The following is a 23,229-nucleotide window of genomic DNA, read 5'->3' on the forward strand; positions in this document are numbered from 1 at the left end:
AACGTATTAACTTATTTAACTTTATCAAAAAAAGCTTTCCACCTAAAAAACTGATGAAACTAGCTAAATCTGAGTTACAACAATCTGAAGAAAAATACTCTCGATTTTTCTCACTTTCTATAGATTTATTGTGTATTGCTAATTTTGATGGTTATTTTAAGTATCTAAATCCAGTATGGACAAAAACACTAGGTTGGTCAACTCAGGAACTCGTTACTAAACCATTTATCGAATTTATTCACCCTGAAGACCGTGAATCCACTATTGTTGTAGCTCAAAAAATTACACAATCCGTAGATGCAATCAGCTTTGAAAATCGTTATCTTTGTCGGGATGGTTCTTACAAATGGCTGGCATGGAATGCAACTAGTTTCACTGAAGAAAAGCTGATTTATGCAGTAGCTCGTGACATCACTATTAATAAACAAAATGAGATAGCGCTACAAAAATCTGTCCAAGAATTAGAAGCTTTTAGATTTGCCTTAAATGCCCATTCACTGGTAGCTATTACTGATAAAACTGGGAGAATAACCTATGTCAATGAATTATTTTGTGAAGTTTCTAAATATTCTCCAGAAGAACTTCTAGGCCAAGACCATCGGATTATCAATTCTGGACACCACACAAAAGAATTTTTTACAAATTTGTGGAAAACTATCACCCAAGGAAAAATCTGGAAGGGAGAAATTCAAAATAAAGCTAAGGATGGCACTTTTTATTGGGTGGATACTCTGATCGCCCCAATGTTGGGACAAGATGGAAAGCCCTATCAATACGTATCAATTCGTACAGATATTACACAACGCAAGCTTTCAGAGTTCGCTTTATTGGAGCGATCGCGTTTGTCAGTTTTGAGTGCAGAAGTCAGTTTAGCCTTATCTCAAAGTGGCACACTTCCAGAAATTTTGCAAAACTGTACAAATACTATTTCCCAATACCTTGATATCGGCTTTGTTTGTATCTGGACATTTGAACGACAGACAAACCAGCTACATTTGCAGGCTGGTGTTCATTGCACAGATATTGCTTGTAGTGCTTTGAGCGATACCCAAGATTTCCCAGCTCATATCGCTTTAGTCAATAATATTATGGGCTTAATGATTCAAAACCATCAAGCTATTTTTAACGAAGAATTATCAATTAATCATTCAGATAAACTTATCGATTCTACATTCTCAATTTCTCGATTTTCTGCTTATCCCCTAATAGTAGAGCAGCAAATAATCGGCATAATAGCTTTATTTAGCAAGCAATTATTTACCGAACCAACTCATAACCTATTAAATTGGATTGCGAATAATATTGCTGTGGCTATTGACCGAATCTGGGCACGAGAAGAACTCCTCAGCCGTCGGGAAGCCTTATTGCTGCGTCTAGCTAGTCAAATCCGCAGTTCTCTTGACTTAAATATGATCCTAGAAACTGCTGTTAATGAAATTCGCAGCTTATTACAAATTGACCGTTGCTACTTTCTTTCTTACTTAGCGCACCCATCCGAACCAAGCCTGACTATTACCTATGAAGCACGAAACCCTAACTTGCCAAGTATGTTAGGCAATATCCCACTGCAAAAAAGCACTTTTTTGACCCAAACACTTCTCTCTCAAGAGCTAATTTGTATAGAAAATATTAATAGAAAATCACAACTTGATTATGATATGCAAGAACTTTTAACTGAGTTTGGTATCACATCTCAACTAATGCTACCAGTTAAGAGTAATTCCGGTGAAATTGGGGCAATTGTATGCAGTCATTGTAGTGGCGATCGGATTTGGACTAACAGTGAAATTAACCTGCTACAAGCTGTTTGCGATCAACTAGCGATCGCCATCGACCATGCACAACTTTATACCCAAAGTCGCTCTGCTACTTTAGTAGCTCAAAATCAAGCTGAAAAACTCACCGAAACCTTGCATAAATTGCAGCAAACTCAATCTCAACTGATCCAGAATGAAAAAATGTCTAGTTTGGGACAATTAGTAGCTGGAGTTGCCCATGAAATCAACAATCCAGTTAATTTTATTCATGGCAACTTAATCTATGCTAACGAATACTTTCAAGAGATGTTAACTCTCTTGCACCTTTATCAGCAACATTATCCCCAACCGCAAATAGAAATTGAAGATTTTGCTAAAAAAATTGATTTAGAATTCATTACTAGTGACCTTGATCAACTCCTATATTCAATGAATATGGGTACTAATCGCATCCGTGAAATTGTTTTGGGACTGCGAAATTTTTCTCGACATGATGAAGCAGATAAAAAACTAGTTAACATTCATGAAGGAATTGATAATACCCTATTAATTTTGCATCACCGCTGGAAAGATAATGGAATTGGGTTGGATATATCTATCGTTAAAGAATATGGTGATTTGCCCTTAGTTGATTGCTATGCTGGGCAGCTTAATCAAGTATTTATGAATATTCTGACTAATGCGATCGATGCTTTAGAAGAATCAAGAGTCAGCAGGAAAATAACTGATAAACCGCAAATTCTCATTCGGACTGAAATTTTAGAGAGTAAATTTGTTGTTATCCGAATTGCCGACAACGGATTAGGAATGGCGGAAGACGTTAAAAAGCGATTATTTGATCCATTTTTTACTACAAAAGCCGTAGGTAAGGGAACAGGACTTGGACTGTCAATTAGCTACCAAATTATAGTAGAAAAACATGGTGGAATTTTGAATTGTCTATCAGAACTAGGAAAAGGCACAGAATTCTGCATTCAAATTCCAATTTAAAGTATTGGCTTTGCTCGCCTTTAAAATACTCTGCGTTTAAAAATGCCACGATAGTCCTAGAATTTTTTAGCTATCTATATTTGAATTTTATGAACAAGTATTTAGTAGCACCGTGGCTTTTTGGTAGATATCGCTTATCTAGTAAAACTAGAGTTCTGACTGTAGCGATAATTATGGCGTTACTGAGCACAGGCTGTACTGGAAAAGTATCAGAAAAAAATCAGTCAGTTGTGGATAGTGTCTCAAGTCAACAGAACTTACCAGCTTTAAAAATTGGAGTGCTACCTACGCAAAGCCGGACAGAGCAAGAACAGATGATTAAACCCCTAAAAGAATACTTAGAGCAATCCCTTGGACGAAGGGTTGATACTGAGTCGCAATCAAAGATAATCGGGGGACAAGGGAGACACAAAAAACCAGAGATCCAGAAGATACAAGATGCGATCGCCAGTTCAGTAGATTTCCAGATTGCTAAGGATTATCAGCAAATCATTGACTGGCTATTGCAGGATAAGCTGGACATGGCTTATTTAGGGCCTATGAGCTATTTGGAGGCAGTAGATCGGGGTGCTAAAGTAGAACCGTTGGTTGCTCCCATTGATAAACATACGGGACAACCCTGGTATCGGGCGTGTATCATTGTCAAACAAGACAGTCGCATCAAAACCTTAAAAGACCTCAAAGGTAAACGTATTGCCTTTGTAGATAAATTATCAACCTCTGGGTATTTGATGCCGCTGGCAACGTTCAAAAAACTAGGAATTGATGATAATCGAAATTTTGCTCAAGTCCTCTATGCTGGTAGCCATAGCAATAGTATGGCTGCATTAGAAGATGGCATTGTTGATGCCGCAGCAACTAATATTTCCTCATACTTGAAGCGGCAAAAAAACGGTAAGCTAACACCTCAAAACTCCAGAATTCTGTGGGAATCTGCTCCCATACCAAATTCTCCAATAGTAGTGTCTAAAAAACTCTCACCTGAGTTAATCAAACGACTAAAGCAGGCTTTTATTAGTAGCCCAGAAGGTCTTCAGGATATTATCGGAACTGAGTCAGCCGGATACACCCTTGTGACTCCTTCAGACTACACTCCTATCGAGCAACTCCGAAAATATCTCAACTTAATTTCTGTTCCGACAAAATGAAAATCTCCACAAAGTTTTTTACAGGTTCAGTTGTGTCTGTCGGACTGATAATAGCTATTCTCGTTGGCAATACTGTAGCTGTTCAACAAATAAAGCAGACTATTCGTGAGAAAAGCAATCAAACTACCGAAACTATCAAAGTCGCTTTGACTGCGGAAAATGCCTTGAAGTCTGAAATTATTGAACTCAAGGATATTGTTCTACTTAAAAGTCAAAATATAGAAATGATTAAATCTTCAAAAAAGTTTCTGGACTCTCTTGACAAGTTAGAACGCTTGATGCCAGATGCCAAAGAAATCTCAATCATTCGTCGCCGTCACCAGTTTCTCAGCCAGTTGTCAACTCAACTAATCCACTGGAATTCTAGCGACACTTCTTTAGCAGATTCTCAGCAGTATTTTAGAGCAATCAACTCCTTTGATAGAGATATTGAATTGTTCCTCAGCCAGCTAATTGAACGTGCTAATCAGCAGAATATCTTAGTTGAAGATGAATTGGAAAACCTATATCAAGTGCAGAGAATTATTTCTTTTGTAGTTGTGCAAGTAATCATAATTTTATTTGTTGGGAAATTTATAGTGATTTGGCGTCCAACAATTAAGTCTTTGCATAAATTACAAGCAGGAACAGCAGAAATTGCAGATGGAAACCTAGATTACCGTTTAGATATTCAGACAGGGGATGAAGTAGAAGACCTTGCTAAGTCATTTAACTATATGTCATTGAAGCTAGCCGAATCTCGTGAAACCCTAATTAAGAACACTGAATTAACCCAAATGAACCAACGCCTAGAGTTGGAAATTTATGAACGCAAACAGGCAGAATCAGAACTTCAGAAAACCTTACAAGAACTCCAAAGCACTCAAGCTCAATTGATTCAAACTGAGAAAATGTCTAGTCTGGGTCAGCTTGTAGCAGGGGTTGCACATGAAATTAATAACCCAGTTAACTTTATTTCTGGCAATATCACCCATGCCAGTGAATACACTCAACAATTGCTAGAACTAGTAAGTCTCTATCAAGAAGAGTTCCCAAATTCTGGACAAAAGATTCAGGAAAAAGTTGAGGACATTGATTTGGAATTTATGCTAGATGACCTACCCAAAATATTGTCTTCGATGAAAATGGGATCTAAACGAATTCAGCAAATTGTCTTGTCTTTACGCACTTTCTCCCATTTAGATGAAGCAGACATGAAAGAGGTTGATATTCATGAAGGTATTGATAGTACACTGCTAATTTTACAGAATCGATTGAAAGCCAAGCCAGAGCATCCCAAAATTGAAATCATTAAGGAGTATGGCCAGCTACCTCTAGTAGAGTGTTATGCAGGGCAGTTAAATCAAGTATTTATGAACGTGATTAATAATGCGATCGATGCCCTTGATATGTGCAATGTTCAAAGTTCTCAGCAAGAGATTGAGAGCAATCCTAGTAAGATTATAATTAGTACTAAACTTGTTAATAATAACCGAGTGGTAGTAAGAATTGCAGATAATGGGCCAGGTATGACCCAAGAAGTTAAAAAGAAACTGTTTGATCCATTTTTTACCACTAAACCTGTGGGACAAGGAACAGGGTTGGGCTTATCAATTAGCTATCAGATTGTGGTGCAAAAACACTCTGGAATCCTGCGGTGTGAATCAGAACTGGGCAAAGGAAGCGAGTTTTGGATTGAGATTCCTTTACATCAGATAGGAAAATCGGTAAACTATAACGGATTTAAATTGCCTACTGATTTGCAAGAGTCAACAGTCTAGAGAAATTATTGACTAAAAACTATGCAAAATTTAAGTACATCCAACGCTATAGGGCTGAATTTAGAGCTTTTTCATGTCCAAAGCAACACTGCTTTTGAGTTACCACCAAATATTGCGGTGTTTTATATCGGTAAACCCAATGACCAAATTCCACCAGATATTGATGTTTCCAACTTGCCAGATGCAGATGTAGTTTCTCGCATTCATGCACAGATTCAGAACCACATAAATAATTATTTTATTGAAGACTTAGGAAGTTCTAATGGGACATTTGTAAATAACACTAGATTAGAACCTAGAACACCCTATCAAATAAATTTAGGAGATAGAATAGACCTTGGTCAAGGAGAAAAAGTCACATTTATATTCCAAGATCAGATACAATATCAGCAAAATCCTATCTCTTCTGCAAATACCACAACAATGCAGGCTCGAATTCCTCCGCAAAACAGACAAACTCCGGTAACTCAGACAATTAAATTTTTAGGCTTTGTTTTGATGGTTGCAGGTATGATAATTTTAACTGCAAATATTCGAGTTGGGATATTTTTTGGTATTCCTGGTTTATTGCTATGTATATCTGGTATTTTCGTCCTTTGTCAACAGCGAATAAACCCTAACTTAGGATGGATTTTGATGGCGTTAGGAATTGTAGTCATCGCTTTTACTGGTAATGTATTCGCGTCAGTCAATCTTTTAATTGTTTTGGCATCATCTGCTTTATTCTTCGCCGGATATCAACTTTCTAGTACTGGAAAAATCTTAAATTATGATTTGCGATCGCTCCAGGGTTTAATTAAAAAATAGCTCATTTTAACTAATTGCAAAATTACGAATTATTTCAATCCTGCTTCTCTGCGAATTGCATTATTCATTGTAATAGATTCGTATCGGCTCAATAAGTCGGGGTAGCGAATAAAAGTAAAAAGACTTGCTAACATCCAATTTATTGAGAGTTAACTAGATTGTTCTAACGCAGGGATTCTATTTGAATGCAAACGCTTGACTATAAAGGTTGAGGATTAATAGAAAATTTTGAGCGAATAATAGTGTCCAATTCGGGGATTTTATCAGAGAGAGAAATCCGGTCATGTATATATTCAAAGAAGCTGATTCCCAATTTACGAGTAGTGGCAACAAGAGACATAAAAATGTCCCATGCCTTAGTACCCTCACTCGTTTGAGTGGCGTAACTAATTTTTCGTCGCTGCACCATAGTCCTAGCAGCTAATTCCGCCGGATTATTATGTAAAGGTAAGTTTGGATACTCTAAGACCAGCAGTAGTTCAGACTCTTTAGCTGCCGTTAATTTTTTTCGCTCATCTAATTGTTTATATCCAGTTTCAGTACCGAATAGCTGACAGAATTTAGTCTTTAATTCCTGTTTGGTTTTTGGGGAAGGGGGAATTTCTGTAAGCGACTAATTCTCGGTAGTAATCCCAAAATTCCCCTAAAAATTTGTCTAATGTTTGTTGACAAAAACCAACAAATGGACTTAATTTTTTTATAATGTCTGGCTTCATGTACCCAACATAAAGCCAAATTATCTGTAATTAATTTGAATTGGGGTGCATCATCGCAGACCAGAAATTCTACCACTGGTATTTGAGATTGCTGATGATAGAACGAAATTGCAGCAGCTTCCAAAACACGAGTCCGGTATTGAGAACCTAGCTTGCTTAAATACGTATCCAGCAATGAATTAAACTCTAATTCAGTCAAAACTGTTTCTTGCGGCAACAATTTCATTTGATTGTGCCATTTAGTTGGGACATTAAAACTTGTAAGCAACTCGTAAGTCAGCCCATTTAGAACATATTCAAGCTCTTGTCTATTTTGCAAGACCCCAATTACGCTTAGTCGGTCTTTCTTAGCTGTAGTTGAGTAGACTGTGTACCAGGGGTTACAAATTACATTCGTGGTCTGATTTACTCCTTTAACACGGGCACTTGTTTGGTCTATATGCTGCCACGAGCTACTTTCTAACCCAGATGTATAAACTTGATTATATTCAGCTTCAAAATCGCCTAAGTTTTTTGATGAGTAGATTTGATAAATAGCCAGCCGACATTGAGATCCCAATATTCTCTAAAAACTCTAGCAACTTACCTTGGGTCATATTACCGCCGTAATATAAGCTAATTACTAGAGCTTTTATTCCCGGACCAAATTCTCCATCGTAACCAGGTGGCAAAGATGCTAAATACGTTTTTCCAACACTAGGCGAGTAATATTTTTTCTTTCCCGGAATAATACGTTATCAGTTAACAGTGAAATATCTTGAATGATTACCTCTTCATAGCCTTTGAACTGTGCATCAGGCGGTAGCTCACTCGCCGGATAATCCAGAATGCATGTCCTGTCTACTTTTATGCTCTGATTTTTGCTACTTTTCGTATGTTTTTTTGGAGTGTGTCGTTCTTTTTCGGATGAATGATTGCTCTTGAACCCTTTCGACTGATTGCTCTTGATTTCTGGTTTCCCCTGTTCGCCTTTCAGACGATTGTTTTCGTCCCGTAGTTTTTGGTTTTCTTCACGTAATTCTTTTATCTCTGATTGTTGCTGCTCTATGACGTTTAGCAGAACAGTTAATGTCTGGCGCAAGGATTCGTCTGCAAACTTTGAGGGGTCGATGGTTTGCAACAATGCCTCTACTTGTTTTTCTGGAGATTGCTTTTGCGCCATGTCATATATTCTACGACCCTATGTGCATCTCTCTACTTTGTTATTTTTTCTACTACCCCGATTTATTGAGCGGATACATAGATTCTTCGTTTTAGCCAATTTGACCCAGTTTGGATATTCAGTCATCAGTAAATCATAAAGCTCTTGATCTGGTATGCTTTCTGGGTCTTCTAAACTGAAAAAATCTGAATTATCAAGATAGCGATCGCTCATTTCGTCAAGCCGCTCTAGAAAAGTAAAATCACTGGTCTTTGCTTTAGCTAGCCAACCTAAAATACCTTTACCTTTAACATCCTTGCGTGACTTGCCAATTGCCATAAATTGCCAAAAAATAGGCTCATATGAAGACTCTTTAAGATATTGTTCTGTTTGTGACTCGTCAGAGGTTGCTCCATCCGTCACAAACATGATATAAACTGGATTAAAACTTTTATGGTTACCTTTTTTAGATATTGGAAAATAGAATTTTCTAATCATATCTATAGCTTTACCATAGTAAGTACCACCTTCTAGTGGATACTCTTTCAAGAGATTTGGAATAAAAGTTTTAAAATTTTCAATAGTCATTTCACCTGCGTTATAGGCTTTAGCTCCGAATAAAAATATATCAATGGAAGCGTTATCATCAAAACGACATCCTAAAGCAAGAATTTTTTCAGCAAACCGCTGAATTTTACCTAAAGTATAGAGCGCACTCATTGAGCCAGAGATATCAAGGCAAAGCACAACCTTAGCCTTATGATTTGTCAAATTTGCTTTTTGTAGTGATATATCTGCTTTTTTAACAAGATTGAAAATATGTGGCGCTTCTCGCTCTAGCTTTTTCTCTAACGATATATTTAGTTTCGCTGTACAGTTTTCTTGCACACTCTCTACTTTTGTAGATTCTTCCTGCTTAGTTTTGGCAATATATTTATCTACAAAACTTTGTAGTCCAGAACTATAGCCTTCTCCTACCGCTTGAAATCTCCATTCATTCTCTTTTTTATATAAGCGTCCAAATTCCAAAGCTGTCTCTTGAGAAAATACCTCTCTTAAATTGTACCGAGCCAGAGAATTTTTGCTTTCGTGATTGTAAATCTTGATAAAGGCATTTTTGATTTGGCTAAAATTCTGATTTTTTTCTTGCCCTTCATGAATAGTGACAACAAAAACTATCTCCTGAATATCTGGATTGACTTTTGCCAAATCAACATAAATTGTCTCATCATCTCCATTGCCTTCCCCAGTTCTATTATCTCCTGAGTGTCTTAAAGATCCATCGAGTGACTGGAGATTATTATAGAAAACAAAATATTTATCATTGGGAATTCTACCATCTGCGCCTAACATAAATACCGAAGCATCAATATCATAGCTTTGCCCAGCTTTATTTATTTGCCAACCCAAGCCAATAGCTACTTTCTTTAGATTTGGAGCTTCTTTAGAAAGATTAAACCTGCCACCTTTGGTTAATTCAATTTCCATCTCATATACATCCTATAAATTAAACTTTTTTAATTATGCAAAAAAAGGGGGTAACAACAATGAATACCCCCTTTGGATTAACTTTTGAGATATTTACTAAGCAGCATATTGGTCTACAAAACTTTGCAGCCCTGATTTATAACCAGCCCCAACAGCTTGGAATCTCCATTCTCCATCTTTTCGATAAAGTTTACCAAATTCAATTGCAGTTTCTGCGGAAGCATCTTCATCTAATTCATATTTAGCAATTTGTTTTTCTGTGGTGTTGTCATAAATTCTGATAAACGAGTTTCTGACTTGCCCAAAGTTTTGCTTTCTTTGCTCTGCTTCATGGATAGTGACCACAAAAACTATTTCTTGAACTGAAGCATCAACTTTACTTAAATCAACTTGAATTGTTTCATCGTCTCCTATACCCTCTCCAGTTTTGCTATCTCCGTCATGTTTCACAGAACCATCTGGTGATTGTGTGTTGTTATAGAATACAAAGTATTTTTCGTTAGGAATTTTTCCGTTAGCACCTAACATAAATATAGAAGCATCTAGGTCAAAAGCTGAACCTGTATCTGTAACGTTAATATCCCATCCTAAACCAATTCCAGCATTTTTTAAGCTTGGTGCTTCTTTTGAAAGATTGATTCTTTCGCCTTTGCTGAGGTTAATTGACATGATTATTACCTATTTTTGAAAATGAATTTGATTCTGAATTACTATTGATTTGAGTAAATCAATATAGGAATCCGCTTTGATTTCTGAACTAATTTGCGTAGGCAGGCAATAGGGAATAGGCAACAGGCAACAGTCAAGAAGGCTTCTTAGTTGTACTGAGTTTTTTCAGAAATCAAATATGAGTCCTATATGTAGTTAAGCATAGACTTTCACAAGTCCTTCTAAACCATTAATGTTAATGCCGTTGCCAATCGCCGCCATTTTCCACTCATTATTGTGATTATAAATTTCAGCCATAATCATCCCGGTCATTCCTTTATATTCAGACCCCGACAAATGATATTTGGCAAGTTCTTGATTGTTAGATATATTGACCAGACGCACAAAGGCATTTTTAACTTGTACAAATTCTTGTTTACGAGCAATACAATCGTAAATATTAACCGTAAAAACCAATTTGACAATTTCTTTCGGTAGTTGAGCTAAATCTATAATTATTTGCTCGTCATCACCTTCTCCTGCACCCGTGAGATTATCGCCCAAATGGGTAATAGCTCCTGATTTATGGGATAGATTCCCAAAGTAAACAACGTTGCCTGCATCTGTCATTTTGCCATTTTGATTTAAACAGATTACAGAAGCATCCAAGTCGCAGTCTTGAGTGCTTTTGAAAGCCCCAAAAAAACCGCCATCGGTGGATTTTGGTACATCCCAGCCCAATCCACACATCAACTTTGTTAACCCAGGAGCTTCTTTAGAAAGTGAGATGCTTTGCCCTTTTTGTAGATTGATTGCCATCTAAGTTATTTTAGATATATTGGATTGATAAAGTTCTTTGTTATGCGTTCTATCCTATTCACCTTAAAGAAGCGCTGAAATCAGTAAAAATACGTAAACTCAACAACTCCATTTTGGGGTTTTCAACAAATCACGGAGACGCTGCGCGAAGCATCCCGTATGGAAGGGGTACCGAGGATGCAAAGACACGGAGAGCTTATTCTCTCCACAATGCCACCTGCTGTTTGAGTTCTCTCATATCCAAATAATCGTGAGCAAAAGCTTTCCGTAAAAGTGGATGAGGAATAAAACCATCATATTTTTGAAGTTCTGGTGCTTCTGAAGTACTGACTAAATCTTCTGAGGTAATTCTTTGTTCACACAATGAAGCAATTTCATTGTAAAGATGTTTAAATTTATTCTTGCCTAATTTAATTGTCAAATAATAGGGATTTACTCCGCCAATACTTGTAATTTCCAAGGATTCCCGGCAGTAGGAATTGATTAATCTTTCTAAGGTGCGATAAGCAACCGTACCCATCCAAGGAAAAATGCAACATTTACCTTTTTCCAGTTGCAAAATATTCTGTTTATCTAATCCAACCTGCTGCGCCAACTGGCGAACTTGACGTAATCGTTGCAAGGCATTTTTTTGCAAGTAACTATACTCAAAATTTTCTAATAAAACTTGCTGCATCCTTTGCAAAACTTTGGTATGAATAGTACCACTACCACCACGCCAGTAAATACTTGCTTTACCTTCGGCTTGTTTAACAAAAATAGCTTTCTTTTTAAAGTCAACTTCTAAAACTTCCCAAGTTCTCCCAGCTAAAGCAAATTGATTGCCAACCGGAATCGGCGTGACGATACTGCCAATTTCTGTTGCACCTTGCTTAACAATATATTCTTGCTGTTCAGCAAAGACAGCATAAAACTGAAATTTTCTCACCACCTTTTCTCCTGCCAAACCCAGGATTAATTTACCTTGTTCGGTATGCTGAATATGACCAATATCAATTAAATAGCGTAGCAATAGTTGGAAATCTTCTTTTAAAATAGCAGCAAAGGGCGGCAGACTAAAAATTTGTTTAGCTAAAGCATTAGCTGAAATTTCACCTGTTGCTGTTAAAATACTCATTGTCTGGTGATAAAGCAAACTCAAAGGATATTTAATTGGTTTGATTGGTTCAATCCATTGCTCCTCTAAATAAAGTTGAATAATAGCGATACACTGCAAAAGTTGCCAAGGGATTTGCTCTGGTAGAGAAGCTTCTGCTAATGGCTGATTTTCAACGCAGACAAAGCGCATATCAGCAGCTTCACCTCTTCTACCACTGCGTCCCAAGCGTTGTAAAAAACTAGCTACAGAGAGAGGCGATTCTAACTGAATAACTCGCTCTAAATGACCGATATCTATGCCTAATTCTAGAGTCAGAGTGGCAGCGGTAACAGCTGGATTGTTGGATTCACGCATTGCATTTTCAGCAGATTGCCGCAAGCTAGAAGATATACTCCCATGATGCACATGATATATATCCGGTAGTCCTTGTTCTGTGGCAATTTTTCGTAAAGATGCAATTACAGATTCGGTACGTGTGCGATTATTAGCAAATATTAGGCATTTGCGAGACTTGCTAAGGTTGAAAATATATTGTTCATCATCTGTCGCCTCTGATTCATCTACTTCATCAGTCATATAAAAATGTTCTACAGCTAGTTTTATTTGGCGTTTTATGCTGTCGATTTTCGGTGTAATAACTGGCTTGTCTGTTCCTGAACGCAACCACTCTTCAGCTATTGAGTAATCACCAAGAGTTGCTGACAAACCAATACGGCGCGGTTGTTTTTGCGTCAACTTTGCTAAACGTTGTAATTGGCAAATAATTTGACAACCGCGTTCTGAACCCATAAAGGCATGAATTTCATCAATGATGACAAACTTTAAATCACCAAATAAGCGAAGTAGGTCGTTATTTTTATTGATTAATAAACTTTCTAAAGATTCTGGTGTAATTTGGAGAATGCCTTGAGGATTCTTTAAAAGCTTGTTTTTTCGAGTTTGCGAAACATCACCGTGCCAGTGCCAAACGGGAATATCTGCTTCTTTGAGTAAGTCGTTGAGACGCTCAAATTGATCATTAATTAAAGCTTTGATTGGACTAATATACAATGCCCCTATGGTTGCAGCCGGGTTGGCATGTAATAGAGTCAAAACTGGCAGAAAGGCTGCTTCTGTTTTGCCAGCAGCAGTTCCAGCAGTAACTAGCAAGTGAGCATCAGTATCAAATATGACTTGACAAGCGGCAATTTGAACTGGCCGTAATTCAGTCCACTGGTGATGATAAATATATTCTTGGATGAAGGGTGCGAGTCGGCTAAAAGCATCGCTCATATTTATTTTTTATAGGTAATATGATTTACGCATTGACAGAAAATACCAAATATGAATTCTTTGAAAAAGCACGTCTGTCGTAGGGGTAAAGCACATTGCTCATTGGTGTCAACTTAACGCGAAACTTCATGTCCGCCAGGGATTGTAAATCCCTGTCTCATAGCTAAAGTCCTCTGAAGAGGACTTCATAGCGCAAAAATTTTCAGTCTACTTCAGTAGACTTGAGCAATTAGTCAGGGAATTATATTCCCTGGCGGGTGAACAACACCTAATCAGTACGCTATTTTTGGCTTAAGTTGACACGCATGAGCAATGTGCTTTACCCCTACATCTGACCATCGAAGAACGATTAATAAAAGGCTGAAACGACCCATTCTCGTATATTCATACGATGATTAAGTTGTACAGTGCGTAAGTCCTAGGTAATTAGTAACAGGTAATGAATTGACTGCATGTTTACAAACAGGGAAAATACTTAAAATCATCCCGTAACGCTTGATAGATATAGCTTTTTAGGGAAGAGGTTAGAGTATATTACATATAAACGAGCGTAGATGCGGAGCGGCTTGTCGTAAGACATCGCTACAAACTTGAGATTTTATGTAAAACTTCACAAAAAAAGTGTTTCTCTTTATTGATTTATTACATTTGCTGGCGTAGTTTTATGCGGTATTTACGTATACATATTTCTATCTTAAGCTTAGTGTTGTGTGATGCATATATCAATGCATCATGTCACTCAATTTTGGAGTTATGACAATGAAAAATATTTTCGCCAAAATCGCTGTTACCACAGCAGCTAGTGTTGCGATCGCAGCTAGTGCTAACAATCCAGCCCAAGCTATTGATTTAAACTTCAACTGGCTAGGTAATGCTGGTTATTCAGCAATAGGTTCATTCAGCTACGACGAGACTACAGCACCTACAATTATTTCAGAAAGTGGTAGTGGAGCGACCAATTTTTTACAATCCTTGAATGTCTCTTTCTTAGATCCATCTAATAATCTGCTTGGAACTTATAACACCGTTGCTGGTGGAGTCTCAGAATCTAATTTCTTCGCTTTCAACTTTGATACTTCCACTCATACCTTGTTTGGCCCCTTTGATGTAGCAGGAGGGACAGGTGTAATCGGAGAATATTTCTTCCAGGGAACCGTTGGTGATTCTTTGTCCTTACGTCAAGATATCGATCAACAGACAGCATTTATAACATTAGATCAAAATTCTGGTTCTATTCAGGTATCCAAAGTCCCTGAACCTGCTTCTATGTTGGGTTTACTGGCATTTGGGATATTGGGTGTAGGCTCAACTCTGAAGAAAAAGCAAGCCTCTTGCTAGAAAGTAGGGCTTCCTAGTTAGAGGTTGCCAATTTTAGTTTAATGAATCTCTATTCTAGCTCCAATGCTTAAGTGAGTTGGTGAGTCAATTATCCAGCCTTATCAGTTCGCGATCGCTCGAATACTTATGTCAACAAGTATTCGAGCAATCACTAATGACTTGGTTAAAAATACTTCATGTGCCAGTTGAAAGGGCGGTATGAGGGTTATATGCACAAGCTTGAATATAATGCTACAATCCCCGAAGTTTAAATTTAGACATTATGCATTATTCAGGAGCTAGCAAATCAACTATTGTGATCATCACCAAAATCTAAAGTCTGTGTTTATAAAGAGCCTAAAGTGTTTACACAATCTGATATTTTAATTTTTAAGTCTTTGATGCAATACAAAAATTATCTTTTAAAATTAAAATTATTCAGAAATTTTATAAACAGGGCTTAATTCAATCTTAATCAAAAAATCTTTAAACTTAAATTGAGTAATAAAAGTGGCAGCCATTACTGAAATTAGCAATAAGTCCGCTGATCTCAAGCTGTCTTTACAAAATTCACAAATAGCTCATGCACATTCTGATCTATTCCTACAACTATCATCCAGAGCCGATTGGAATTGCTCCATTAATGACTGAATTGGCAGAAGGACTAGTAAAGCGAGGTCATGAAGTGCGAGTGATTACGGGAATGCCCAACTATCCTCAGCGCGAAATTTACGATGGATATCGGGGTAAGTGGTATGTTACTGAGCAAAAAAATGGCGTCACAATTGCGCGAAGTTACTTGCGAATTAAGTCTAAACCTAACCTCATAGATCGGCTGTTGCTGGAGTTGAGTTTTGTTTTTACGAGCTTACCCCAAGTCTTTAAAGGCGGACGCCCCGATGTGATTATCTTAACAGTTCCGCCTCTATTCGGTACGTTACCAGTAACTATATTTGGTTGGTTATACAACTGCCCGGTAGTTCTGAATGTGCAAGACATTTTACCAGAAGCTGCGGTACGTATCGGACTATTAAAAAACAAGTGGATGATCCGAAGTCTTGCAACCCTAGAGAAGTTTGCATATCGGACTGCACACACTATTAGTGTAATCGCTGATGGGTTTCGTGACAATTTAGTGAATAAGGGAGTACCTGTTAATAAAATCGTTTGTATTCCCAACTGGGTGAATGTAAATTTCATTCGCCCTTTACCGAAACAGCACAACTCTTGGATATCTAGCCATCAACTCAATGGGAAATTTGTTGTACTTTATTCGGGCAACATTGCTCTAACACAAGGTTTAGAAACAGTAATAGAAGCAGCCGTTTGTTTGCGTCATATCAAGGATATTGTCTTTGTGATCGTTGGCGAATCAAGAGCATTGCAAAGGTTGCAGGAATATTGTCTTTTAAATGGAGCAGATAATGTTTTGCTGCTACCGTTACAGCCACGAGAAACACTTCCTGAAATGCTAGCAGCATCTGATGTAGGGCTGATTGTGCAAAAGCATAATGTGATTTCGTTCAATATGCCTTCAAAAATACCACTGCTGTTGGCGAGTGGTCGCCCGATTGTGGGTTCTGTTCCTGCTACTGGTACTGCTGCGAAAGCAATCCAACTCAGTGGTGGTGGGATAATTGTTGAGCCAGAATCACCCGATGCAATGGCTGCTGCGGTGCATGATTTATATACTAATCCTGCTCTAGGGGCAAGGCTTGGTAATAGAGGAAGACAGTTTGCCGAAGAAAACTATTCCTTGGAGCAAGCACTTGACCGATATGAAGGGCTGCTTTCTTATATTGTTACTAACCGAAAGTCTACTCTGAGGATATTACCGGATTTGGATTCTAAGGAATCAGTTGTAGATGGTTGAAGGCTGTTGAGGTCTGCTCACTTAATTAGCGAACACCAGGCGACTGCACAGACAAAACCCTGATTGGGATAAATTAAATCACCCATTCGGGTGAGTTAAAAATCAACCGATCGGGTGACCTAAGTGTAGGAAGTTGAGACTGCTGAAAAATAGGACTCTAGAGAACACTGATTGATTGCATGTCGTTCTTAGTGAGGATAACTTGATGAAACTCGTAACCTTGATTAATAGAGCTGGATTAATCAGCATAGGTCTACCCCTAGGTCGAAGCAAGCTACGCGCAGCGTGTCGCAGACAAGCCTCAGAAGGCATCGCTCCGTATGCTTTTCTTCCCTAAGATCACTATTCACTATGAATAAAGACCGATAAACTCATCTGTAACTTATACCAATCTCGTCTTTTATGTGGTTATAATGCAAGCAAGCGCTTGCAAACCCTCATGGAAAACTTAGCATCAAGGACGGCACAAACTCGTGCACGCTTGATCAAGGCGGTAACTAAAGTGTTTGCAACGGCAGGTTTAACAGGAGCTACAACGCGAGAAATTGCTCGTGTTGCTGCGGTCAACGAGGTAACTTTATTTCGTCATTTCCAGAGCAAAGAGCAACTACTAGCTGCTGTAATTACCGAAGCGATCGCTTCACAATCCCAAACCTTAGCTGATCACAAGGACTGGACTCAAAACCTGTACATTGACCTCAAGAATTATGCAAAGCTTTGCAACCAATGGAGGAGCATGAAGACCTGATTCGGACATTGATTGGAGAAGCGAAGCGACACCCCCAAGCAGCCAGTCTGATGTTATACGAAGCTAACAAATCGATGCGCGAAAAGCTGGTTGTGTATTTGCAAAACAGTCAACCGAAGGGCACAGTGTCCTCAGATATAGATTTGAAAGCATCTGTAGATAGTTTCACGGGTATGTTGCTTCACGGTATGCTGCATTCTAGCGATATCCCCAACACATTAGATTACAGTCGTCAATGTTACATAGAAACTTGTGTCAATTTATTTGTGCGTGGTATTAGCACTTTGCCATTGAAAGAGGCTGGAGGTTCAGTTGATTCACCTGCAACAAGATAAATCGTGTTTTCTCTTAGAGTTAAGGCTCTGATTTTACACTGACTAAAAAAGTTTTATAAATTACACTTTAAAAAATTGACAGGAGTTAAGTAATTTACAAATTAACTATAAAGTGATAAACGATATTTTTTTGTTTGAGGTGCTAGACATAGTGAGCGATCGCCCAAATACCCAAATATATATTTGATTTGGCACCAACATCAAAAAACAAGGGCTAAAAAACTATTCAAACAATGCTTTTTTAGCGAAGAGTAGATTGCCCAAGTCTAAATCTATAAGACGAGAAACCGAAGATGTCCCATTCTGAGTTCCCTGATTCTCACCTGCCCGTTGAAATAGAACAGCCTGCTGTTAATGATTCTAATCAAGAATCACAACCATTGTTGGAGCGATCGCCTAAGCCACCGCAAAAACGTCGTTGGCCCCTAATTTTGGGAATTGTTTTGTTAGTTGCAGGTGTTGGTTTTGGTTGGCGCTGGTGGCAAACTAGTAGCGCTAGCGATGCACCGGCTGGGGCCGCAGCTGGTCAACCGATGGCAATTCCCGTCAAGCTAGCAACTGTTGAAACTGAAACCGTGCAGGAAAGTTCGGAGTTTATTGGCTCCTTAGAGGCTCCACGTTCGGTAATCATCAGACCACAGGTTGACGGACGAGTTACCCAGATTTTCATTCAAGAGGGCAACCGTGTTCAACAAGGGCAAGTCATTATTAGCCTAGAAAGTGATAATGTCCAAGCTCAATTATTACAAGCAAAAGCCGGACTAGAACAAGCCCAAGCAAGGCTTGCTGAACTCCAAGCGGGTACGCGACAAGAAGAAGTTGCCCAAGCGAGAGCGCAGTTAACCCAAGCCCAAGCTCGCTTTCGAGATGCCCAATCGGGATCGCAACCAGAAGAAATTGCTCAGGCTGAAGCTCAAATTCAGTCAGCTAAATCTGATGTGGAACTAGCACAGTCACGAGCCAAGCGATACGCACAATTAAGAAAAGAGGGTGCAGTTTCCCAAGATGTCTTAGAAGGATATGTCAAAGAACAGCAAAGTGCTGAAGCTGCCCTGGTTGTAGCCCAGAAACGCCTAGACCAACTCCGCCAAAGTAGAAATTCTAGTATCAATGAGCTAGCTGGTGCTTTGGAACAACAGAGACAAAACTTAAGGCAACTAGAAAATGGTTCTCGCCCAGAAGAAATTGCCCAAGCGCGATCGCAAGTAACTCAAGCAGCAGCCCAAGTCAAATCTGCCCAAGTTCAACTGCAATACACAAAAGTCCTTGCACCTTTCACCGGTATTGTTGGTGATATTCCAGCAAAGGTGGGAGATTATGTGCAACAAGCAGATCAACTAACTACACTAACTAGAAATGACTCTCTAGAACTGAATATTTCCGTTCCCTTAGCCGAATCCAAAAAGTTACGCTTGGGATTACCTGTGCAAATGCTGGACACCCAAGGCAAACCCATCGCTACTGGTAAAGTGAGTTTTATCTCTCCAGATGCTAGTTCAGATTCGCAGACAGTTTTGGCTAAAGCCAACTTTGGTAATTCCAGAAATCAACTAGTCAATCGCCAGACAGTGCAAACCAAAGTCATCTGGAATGAACGTCCGGGAATCTTAATTCCAGTTACAGCAGTATCTCGCTTGGGTGGAGAGACTTTTGTGTTTGTGGCTGAAGCGCCGCAGGAAAAGCCTAAAGCTGAAGCACCGGCAGAAAAGCCCAAAGCTGGAGCACCTAACCTAGTAGCTCAACAAAAGCCCGTGAAATTGGGAGTTATTGAGGGGAATAATTATCAAGTTATCGAAGGATTAAAAGCTGGGGACAAAATTGTTGTTTCCGGTATTCTCAACCTAACCAATGGCGCTCCCATCACTCCTGCACCGGAACAAGTGGGTAGTCGGAAGCCTTAGTTGAAGATGAGAGAGCAAGGGAAGTAGGGGAGCAGGGGAAGCAGGGGGAGATGAGGGAGATGAGGGAGACAAGGAGAATAACCAATGCCCAATTCCCAATGCCCAATGCCCCATGCCCAATCCCCAATGCCCCATGCCCAATACCCAATGCCCAATCCCCAATTTTTTAACCTATGTTTGTTGACTTCTTTATTAAGCGGCCAATCTTTGCGTCGGTCTGTGCGATCGTTATCCTTCTAATAGGATTAATCAGTATTCCTACACTGCCGATCGCTAGGTTCCCAGAAATTAGTCCTACCCAAATCAGTGTGACTTCCAACTATAGCGGAGCTAGTGCAGAAGTCGTAGAAAGCGGAGTGACAAATATCTTAGAAAGGCAAATTAACGGGATTGAGGGACTAAGATATCTCACTTCTAGCAGCAGTAACGATGGTACTAGTACCATTACAGCCACCTTTGATTCTTCACGAGACAAAGATATTGCCGCTGTGGATGTGCAAAATCGTGTTTCTGTTGCTCAACCACAACTACCAGAGAGTGTACAACGCACGGGAGTGCAGGTATCAAAAGAGTCAAGCAACATTCTTTTAGCAATTGGTTTATATGCTGAAAATAAAGAGTACGACAATATATTTTTAAGCAACTATGCTGACCTTTATTTAGCGGATGCTTTAAAAAGAGTCAAAGGTGTAAGTGACGCACGAATTTTTGGTGAACGTCGCTATGCAATGCGCCTGTGGTTAGATCCAAGTCGCCTTGCTAGTCGCGGACTAACGACTCAAGATGTAGCCGATGCTTTATCCGAACAAAATTTGCAAGTCGGTGCAGGGAGAATTGGACAAGAACCGGCTCCTGAAGGACAAAGGTATCAACTTGATGTACGTGCTGTCAGCCGATTAGCAGAACCATCAGAATTTGAAGAAATTGTCCTCAGAACTCAAGAGGATGGCACCTTAGTTAAGCTCAAAGATGTAGGTAGAGCCGAACTGGGTGCAGAAAACTACAGTTCATTTCTACGATTTCGTGGCAACGATGCTGTCGGTTTAGGGATTTATCAAGTTCCTGGCAGTAATGCCTTGGATGTAGCTAGAGGAGTCAAAGCCGAAATAGCGCGATTGGCTCCGAATTTTCCGCCAGGGATGCGATATCAAGTAGCTTTTGACACAACATCCTTTGTAGAAGAGTCTTTGTCAGAAGTGATCAAGACTCTGATTGAGGCGGTGGTGTTGGTGGTGATTGTAATTTTTGTGTTCTTGCAGGATTGGCGAACCACTTTAATTCCTGCGCTAACTATTCCTTTAGCACTAATTGGGACATTTGCCTTCATCAAAGTTTTTAACTTTTCCATTAATAGTTTGACATTGTTTGGTCTGACTTTAGCATCGGGGATGGTGGTAGACGATGCGATCGTCGTGGTGGAACAAATCAGCCGTTTTATTCAGGATAAAGGTATAAATCCTCGCCGAGCCGCTAGTGAATCAATGGCGGAACTATTTGGCGCGGTTATTGCCACTTCACTAGTGTTGATGGCGGTGTTTGTGCCAGTGGCGTTTTTTCCGGGAACCACAGGCGCACTTTATCGGCAATTTGCGCTAACGATCGCCTTTTCTATTGCGATTTCGACTTTTTTGGCTTTGACCTTAACACCTTCTTTGTGTGGGGTGCTGCTGCGTCAAGACCAAAGACCTCCCAGGTGGATTGCCTGGTTGTTTGACCTGATTAATCGGTTTCTAGAATGGGTAAGGTCAAGCTATGAGCGATCGCTTACCTTTCTCACACGATTTAAAAGCGTCGTAATTGGGTTGTTTATTGTCTCCTTGGGTATGACTGCTTGGCTCTACACCACAGTACCTACAGCCTTTCTCCCAGACGAAGATGAAGGCTACTTCCTCACAATTATTCAAGGCCCCCAAGGCGTTTCGCTGCAATATACCAGCGATGTCATGGCACAGGTAGAAAAAGAAATCCTGCAAGTTCCAGAAGTACTAGGGACTTTCGCCGTGGGAGGATTTGGTTTTAGTGGTAGTACCGCCAATAGTGGCATCATCTTTACAACTTTAAAACCTTGGGCAGAACGTTCAAGACCCAATCAATCAGTACAAGCGATTATTGGCAGCTTGCAAGGGAAGTTGTTGGCAATTCCAGAAGCCAGGGTTTTTCCTGTGAATCCACCGCCAATTCAGGGTTTAGGTAACTTTGGCGGGTTCGTCTTTCAACTACAAGACCGCAGAGGTAACAGTGGCTTAGAAAGTCTAGTGCAGTCGATGGGTCAGTTGTTGGGTAAAGCCAATCAAACACCAGGATTACAAGCTGTATTTAGTACTTTTGCCGCAGATACACCACAATTACTTGTGGAAGTAGACCGTAATAAAGCTAAGACATTGCAAGTTTCTATAGATGATGTCTTCAGTACATTACAAACTGCCTTGGGATCACAATATGTAAATGATTTCAATCTCCAGCAGCGCAATTACCGCGTATATATCCAGGCAGATCAACAGTTTCGTTCTAACCCCAAGGATATTGGTAAACTGTACGTTCGTTCCCAAAAGAATCAAATGATTCCTTTGAGTAACTTAGTCACAGTTACTTCGACTGTGGGAGCGCAAACGATAAATCACTACAATTTGTTCCGTTCAATTGAAATTAATGGTTCCGCCGCTCCTGGCTCTAGTTCTGGAGACGCGATTAAGGCAATGGAACAAGTTGCTCAAGAAGTTTTACCAGCAGGTTATGGTTATGAATGGTCAGGAACTGCATTAGAAGAAATAGACTCTGGTGGTTTAGCACCTTTGATATTTGGATTAGGAATAATCTTTGTGTTTTTGGTACTAGCTGCTCAATACGAGAACTACGTTGATCCCTTTATCATTCTGTTATCAGTTCCCTTAGCTATCTTTGGAGCGCTGATAGCTCAATCAATGCGGGGTTTTGCTAATGATGTTTACTGTCAAATTGGTCTAGTAATGTTGATTGGTTTAGCTAGTAAGAACGCAATTTTGATTGTGGAATTCGCTAACCAATTGCGAGATCAAGGACTTTCGATTACCAAAGCAGTAATTGAGGCTTCACAAGAGCGTCTACGTCCAATTTTGATGACTGCCTTTTCTACACTATTGGGGATTTTCCCGCTAGCTATTGCCACAGGTGCCGGGGCGGGAAGTCGTCAATCATTAGGAACAACAGTATTTGGAGGGATGTTAATTGCGACTTTCTTGAGTTTGTTTGTAGTCCCGATTTTGTATATTGTAATTAAGACGACAACAGAGCGTTTTATCAAACCAAATCGGCGTCAAGAACTACCAGCAGAAGCAGTGTCATTGAATGGTAACACTGCTGTATATTCAACAAAAGCTGAGGATTAATTCGTAATTTGTAGTGACGCTCGATGACTCGCTAACGCTACGCTA

General features: G+C 39.4%; 18 protein-coding genes and 1 pseudogene. 11 read left to right on the top strand and 8 right to left on the bottom strand.

The genetic code is table 11. The features are described 5' to 3' along the window. The first annotated feature begins 53 nt into the window (after positions 1-53). The 4 genes from HUN01_RS29640 to HUN01_RS29655 all read left to right on the top strand — a co-directional run bounded on the left by HUN01_RS29640 (position 54) and on the right by HUN01_RS29655 (position 6,462). Positions 54-2,747 (top strand): PAS domain S-box protein, encoded by a 2,694-nt coding sequence (locus HUN01_RS29640; protein ID WP_181929168.1) that lies wholly within the window; start codon positions 54-56, stop codon positions 2,745-2,747. An 89-nt stretch (positions 2,748-2,836) separates the two neighbouring features. Next, positions 2,837-3,895, top strand: coding sequence for a substrate-binding domain-containing protein (locus HUN01_RS29645; RefSeq protein ID WP_181929169.1), 1,059 nt, complete (start codon positions 2,837-2,839; stop codon positions 3,893-3,895). Then, positions 3,892-5,655 carry an ATP-binding protein gene (locus HUN01_RS29650; protein WP_181929170.1) on the top strand — a complete coding sequence of 588 codons (1,764 nt, stop codon included), beginning with the start codon at positions 3,892-3,894 and terminating at the stop codon, positions 5,653-5,655. The genes HUN01_RS29645 and HUN01_RS29650 overlap by 4 nt, the downstream gene beginning before the upstream one ends. Before the next feature lie 21 nt (positions 5,656-5,676). Beyond that, positions 5,677-6,462, top strand: a complete 786-nt coding sequence (locus tag HUN01_RS29655; RefSeq protein ID WP_181929171.1) for an FHA domain-containing protein — start codon at positions 5,677-5,679, stop codon at positions 6,460-6,462. Between the two features lie 199 nt (positions 6,463-6,661). On the opposite strand, the gene HUN01_RS35720 is transcribed toward HUN01_RS29655, so the two are convergent. The 8 genes and pseudogenes from HUN01_RS35720 to HUN01_RS29680 form a co-directional block, all read right to left on the bottom strand. Then, positions 6,662-6,871 (bottom strand): hypothetical protein, encoded by a 210-nt coding sequence (locus HUN01_RS35720; protein ID WP_203219578.1) that lies wholly within the window; start codon positions 6,869-6,871, stop codon positions 6,662-6,664. Between the two features lie 6 nt (positions 6,872-6,877). Continuing rightward, positions 6,878-7,063, bottom strand: a pseudogene (locus HUN01_RS36430) (hypothetical protein); the annotation flags it as partial. After that, positions 7,030-7,737 (bottom strand): hypothetical protein, encoded by a 708-nt coding sequence (locus HUN01_RS35730; protein WP_238845718.1) that lies wholly within the window; start codon positions 7,735-7,737, stop codon positions 7,030-7,032. The gene HUN01_RS35730 and the pseudogene HUN01_RS36430, both read right to left, overlap by 34 nt. A 117-nt stretch (positions 7,738-7,854) precedes the next feature. Continuing rightward, entirely contained in the window at positions 7,855-8,340 is a 486-nt protein-coding gene (locus HUN01_RS35735; RefSeq protein WP_238845720.1) for a hypothetical protein, read from the bottom strand. A gap of 18 nt (positions 8,341-8,358) precedes the next feature. Then, positions 8,359-9,807 carry a TerD family protein gene (locus tag HUN01_RS29665; RefSeq protein WP_181929172.1) on the bottom strand — a complete coding sequence of 483 codons (1,449 nt, stop codon included), beginning with the start codon at positions 9,805-9,807 and terminating at the stop codon, positions 8,359-8,361. Positions 9,808-9,903: 96 nt separating this feature from the next. Further along, on the bottom strand, positions 9,904-10,476 hold the full coding sequence (locus HUN01_RS29670) for a TerD family protein (RefSeq protein ID WP_181929173.1): 573 nt from the start codon (positions 10,474-10,476) through the stop codon (positions 9,904-9,906). 195 nt (positions 10,477-10,671) lie between these two features. Further along, entirely contained in the window at positions 10,672-11,274 is a 603-nt protein-coding gene (locus HUN01_RS29675) for a TerD family protein (protein WP_181929174.1), read from the bottom strand. Between the two features lie 196 nt (positions 11,275-11,470). Beyond that, complete coding sequence (locus HUN01_RS29680; protein WP_181929175.1) at positions 11,471-13,645, bottom strand: DEAD/DEAH box helicase; 2,175 nt, start codon at positions 13,643-13,645, stop codon at positions 11,471-11,473. A gap of 759 nt (positions 13,646-14,404) precedes the next feature. Here HUN01_RS29680 and HUN01_RS29685 point away from each other — a divergent pair. The 7 genes from HUN01_RS29685 (at position 14,405) to HUN01_RS29710 (ending at position 23,184) form a co-directional block, all read left to right on the top strand. Then, positions 14,405-14,983: a PEP-CTERM sorting domain-containing protein gene (locus tag HUN01_RS29685; RefSeq protein WP_181929176.1), complete on the top strand. Its 579-nt coding sequence runs from the start codon at positions 14,405-14,407 to the stop codon at positions 14,981-14,983. 562 nt (positions 14,984-15,545) lie between these two features. Beyond that, on the top strand, positions 15,546-16,835 hold the full coding sequence (locus tag HUN01_RS29690; RefSeq protein WP_181929177.1) for a glycosyltransferase family 4 protein: 1,290 nt from the start codon (positions 15,546-15,548) through the stop codon (positions 16,833-16,835). Between the two features lie 439 nt (positions 16,836-17,274). Further along, the gene (locus HUN01_RS36435) at positions 17,275-17,583 is read left to right on the top strand and encodes a TetR/AcrR family transcriptional regulator (RefSeq protein ID WP_338044510.1); all 309 of its coding nucleotides are present in this window, start codon (positions 17,275-17,277) and stop codon (positions 17,581-17,583) included. Further along, a complete protein-coding gene (locus tag HUN01_RS36440; protein ID WP_338044511.1) occupies positions 17,562-17,918 on the top strand; it encodes a TetR/AcrR family transcriptional regulator C-terminal domain-containing protein in 357 nt (118 codons plus the stop codon). Before HUN01_RS36435 ends, HUN01_RS36440 begins: the two co-directional genes overlap by 22 nt. A 293-nt stretch (positions 17,919-18,211) precedes the next feature. After that, on the top strand, positions 18,212-19,819 hold the full coding sequence (locus HUN01_RS29700; protein ID WP_181929178.1) for an efflux RND transporter periplasmic adaptor subunit: 1,608 nt from the start codon (positions 18,212-18,214) through the stop codon (positions 19,817-19,819). An 84-nt stretch (positions 19,820-19,903) separates the two neighbouring features. Next, entirely contained in the window at positions 19,904-20,059 is a 156-nt protein-coding gene (locus HUN01_RS29705; protein WP_181929179.1) for a histidine kinase, read from the top strand. After that, entirely contained in the window at positions 19,993-23,184 is a 3,192-nt protein-coding gene (locus tag HUN01_RS29710; protein ID WP_181929180.1) for an efflux RND transporter permease subunit, read from the top strand. Before HUN01_RS29705 ends, HUN01_RS29710 begins: the two co-directional genes overlap by 67 nt. Positions 23,185-23,229: the final 45 nt, after the last annotated feature.

It is taken from the genome of Nostoc edaphicum CCNP1411 (assembly GCF_014023275.1).
Taxonomy (GTDB): Bacteria; Cyanobacteriota; Cyanobacteriia; order Cyanobacteriales; family Nostocaceae; genus Nostoc; species Nostoc edaphicum_A.

Excerpts from the sequence above, each read along its gene's own strand:
- HUN01_RS35735 (WP_238845720.1), bottom strand. The coding sequence starts at position 8,340 with ATGGCGCAAAAGCAATCTCCAGAAAAACAAGTAGAGGCATTGTTGCAA.
- HUN01_RS29640 (WP_181929168.1), top strand. The coding sequence starts at position 54 with ATGAAACTAGCTAAATCTGAGTTACAACAATCTGAAGAAAAATACTCT.
- HUN01_RS29675 (WP_181929174.1), bottom strand. The coding sequence starts at position 11,274 with ATGGCAATCAATCTACAAAAAGGGCAAAGCATCTCACTTTCTAAAGAA.
- HUN01_RS29650 (WP_181929170.1), top strand. The coding sequence starts at position 3,892 with ATGAAAATCTCCACAAAGTTTTTTACAGGTTCAGTTGTGTCTGTCGGA.
- HUN01_RS29645 (WP_181929169.1), top strand. The coding sequence starts at position 2,837 with ATGAACAAGTATTTAGTAGCACCGTGGCTTTTTGGTAGATATCGCTTA.
- HUN01_RS29670 (WP_181929173.1), bottom strand. The coding sequence starts at position 10,476 with ATGTCAATTAACCTCAGCAAAGGCGAAAGAATCAATCTTTCAAAAGAA.
- HUN01_RS35720 (WP_203219578.1), bottom strand. The coding sequence starts at position 6,871 with ATGGTGCAGCGACGAAAAATTAGTTACGCCACTCAAACGAGTGAGGGT.
- HUN01_RS29665 (WP_181929172.1), bottom strand. The coding sequence starts at position 9,807 with ATGGAAATTGAATTAACCAAAGGTGGCAGGTTTAATCTTTCTAAAGAA.
- HUN01_RS29690 (WP_181929177.1), top strand. The coding sequence starts at position 15,546 with ATGCACATTCTGATCTATTCCTACAACTATCATCCAGAGCCGATTGGA.
- HUN01_RS29680 (WP_181929175.1), bottom strand. The coding sequence starts at position 13,645 with ATGAGCGATGCTTTTAGCCGACTCGCACCCTTCATCCAAGAATATATT.
- HUN01_RS29700 (WP_181929178.1), top strand. The coding sequence starts at position 18,212 with ATGTCCCATTCTGAGTTCCCTGATTCTCACCTGCCCGTTGAAATAGAA.
- HUN01_RS29685 (WP_181929176.1), top strand. The coding sequence starts at position 14,405 with ATGAAAAATATTTTCGCCAAAATCGCTGTTACCACAGCAGCTAGTGTT.
- HUN01_RS36435 (WP_338044510.1), top strand. The coding sequence starts at position 17,275 with ATGGAAAACTTAGCATCAAGGACGGCACAAACTCGTGCACGCTTGATC.
- HUN01_RS29705 (WP_181929179.1), top strand. The coding sequence starts at position 19,904 with ATGCCCAATTCCCAATGCCCAATGCCCCATGCCCAATCCCCAATGCCC.
- HUN01_RS29655 (WP_181929171.1), top strand. The coding sequence starts at position 5,677 with ATGCAAAATTTAAGTACATCCAACGCTATAGGGCTGAATTTAGAGCTT.
- HUN01_RS36440 (WP_338044511.1), top strand. The coding sequence starts at position 17,562 with ATGGAGGAGCATGAAGACCTGATTCGGACATTGATTGGAGAAGCGAAG.
- HUN01_RS29710 (WP_181929180.1), top strand. The coding sequence starts at position 19,993 with ATGTTTGTTGACTTCTTTATTAAGCGGCCAATCTTTGCGTCGGTCTGT.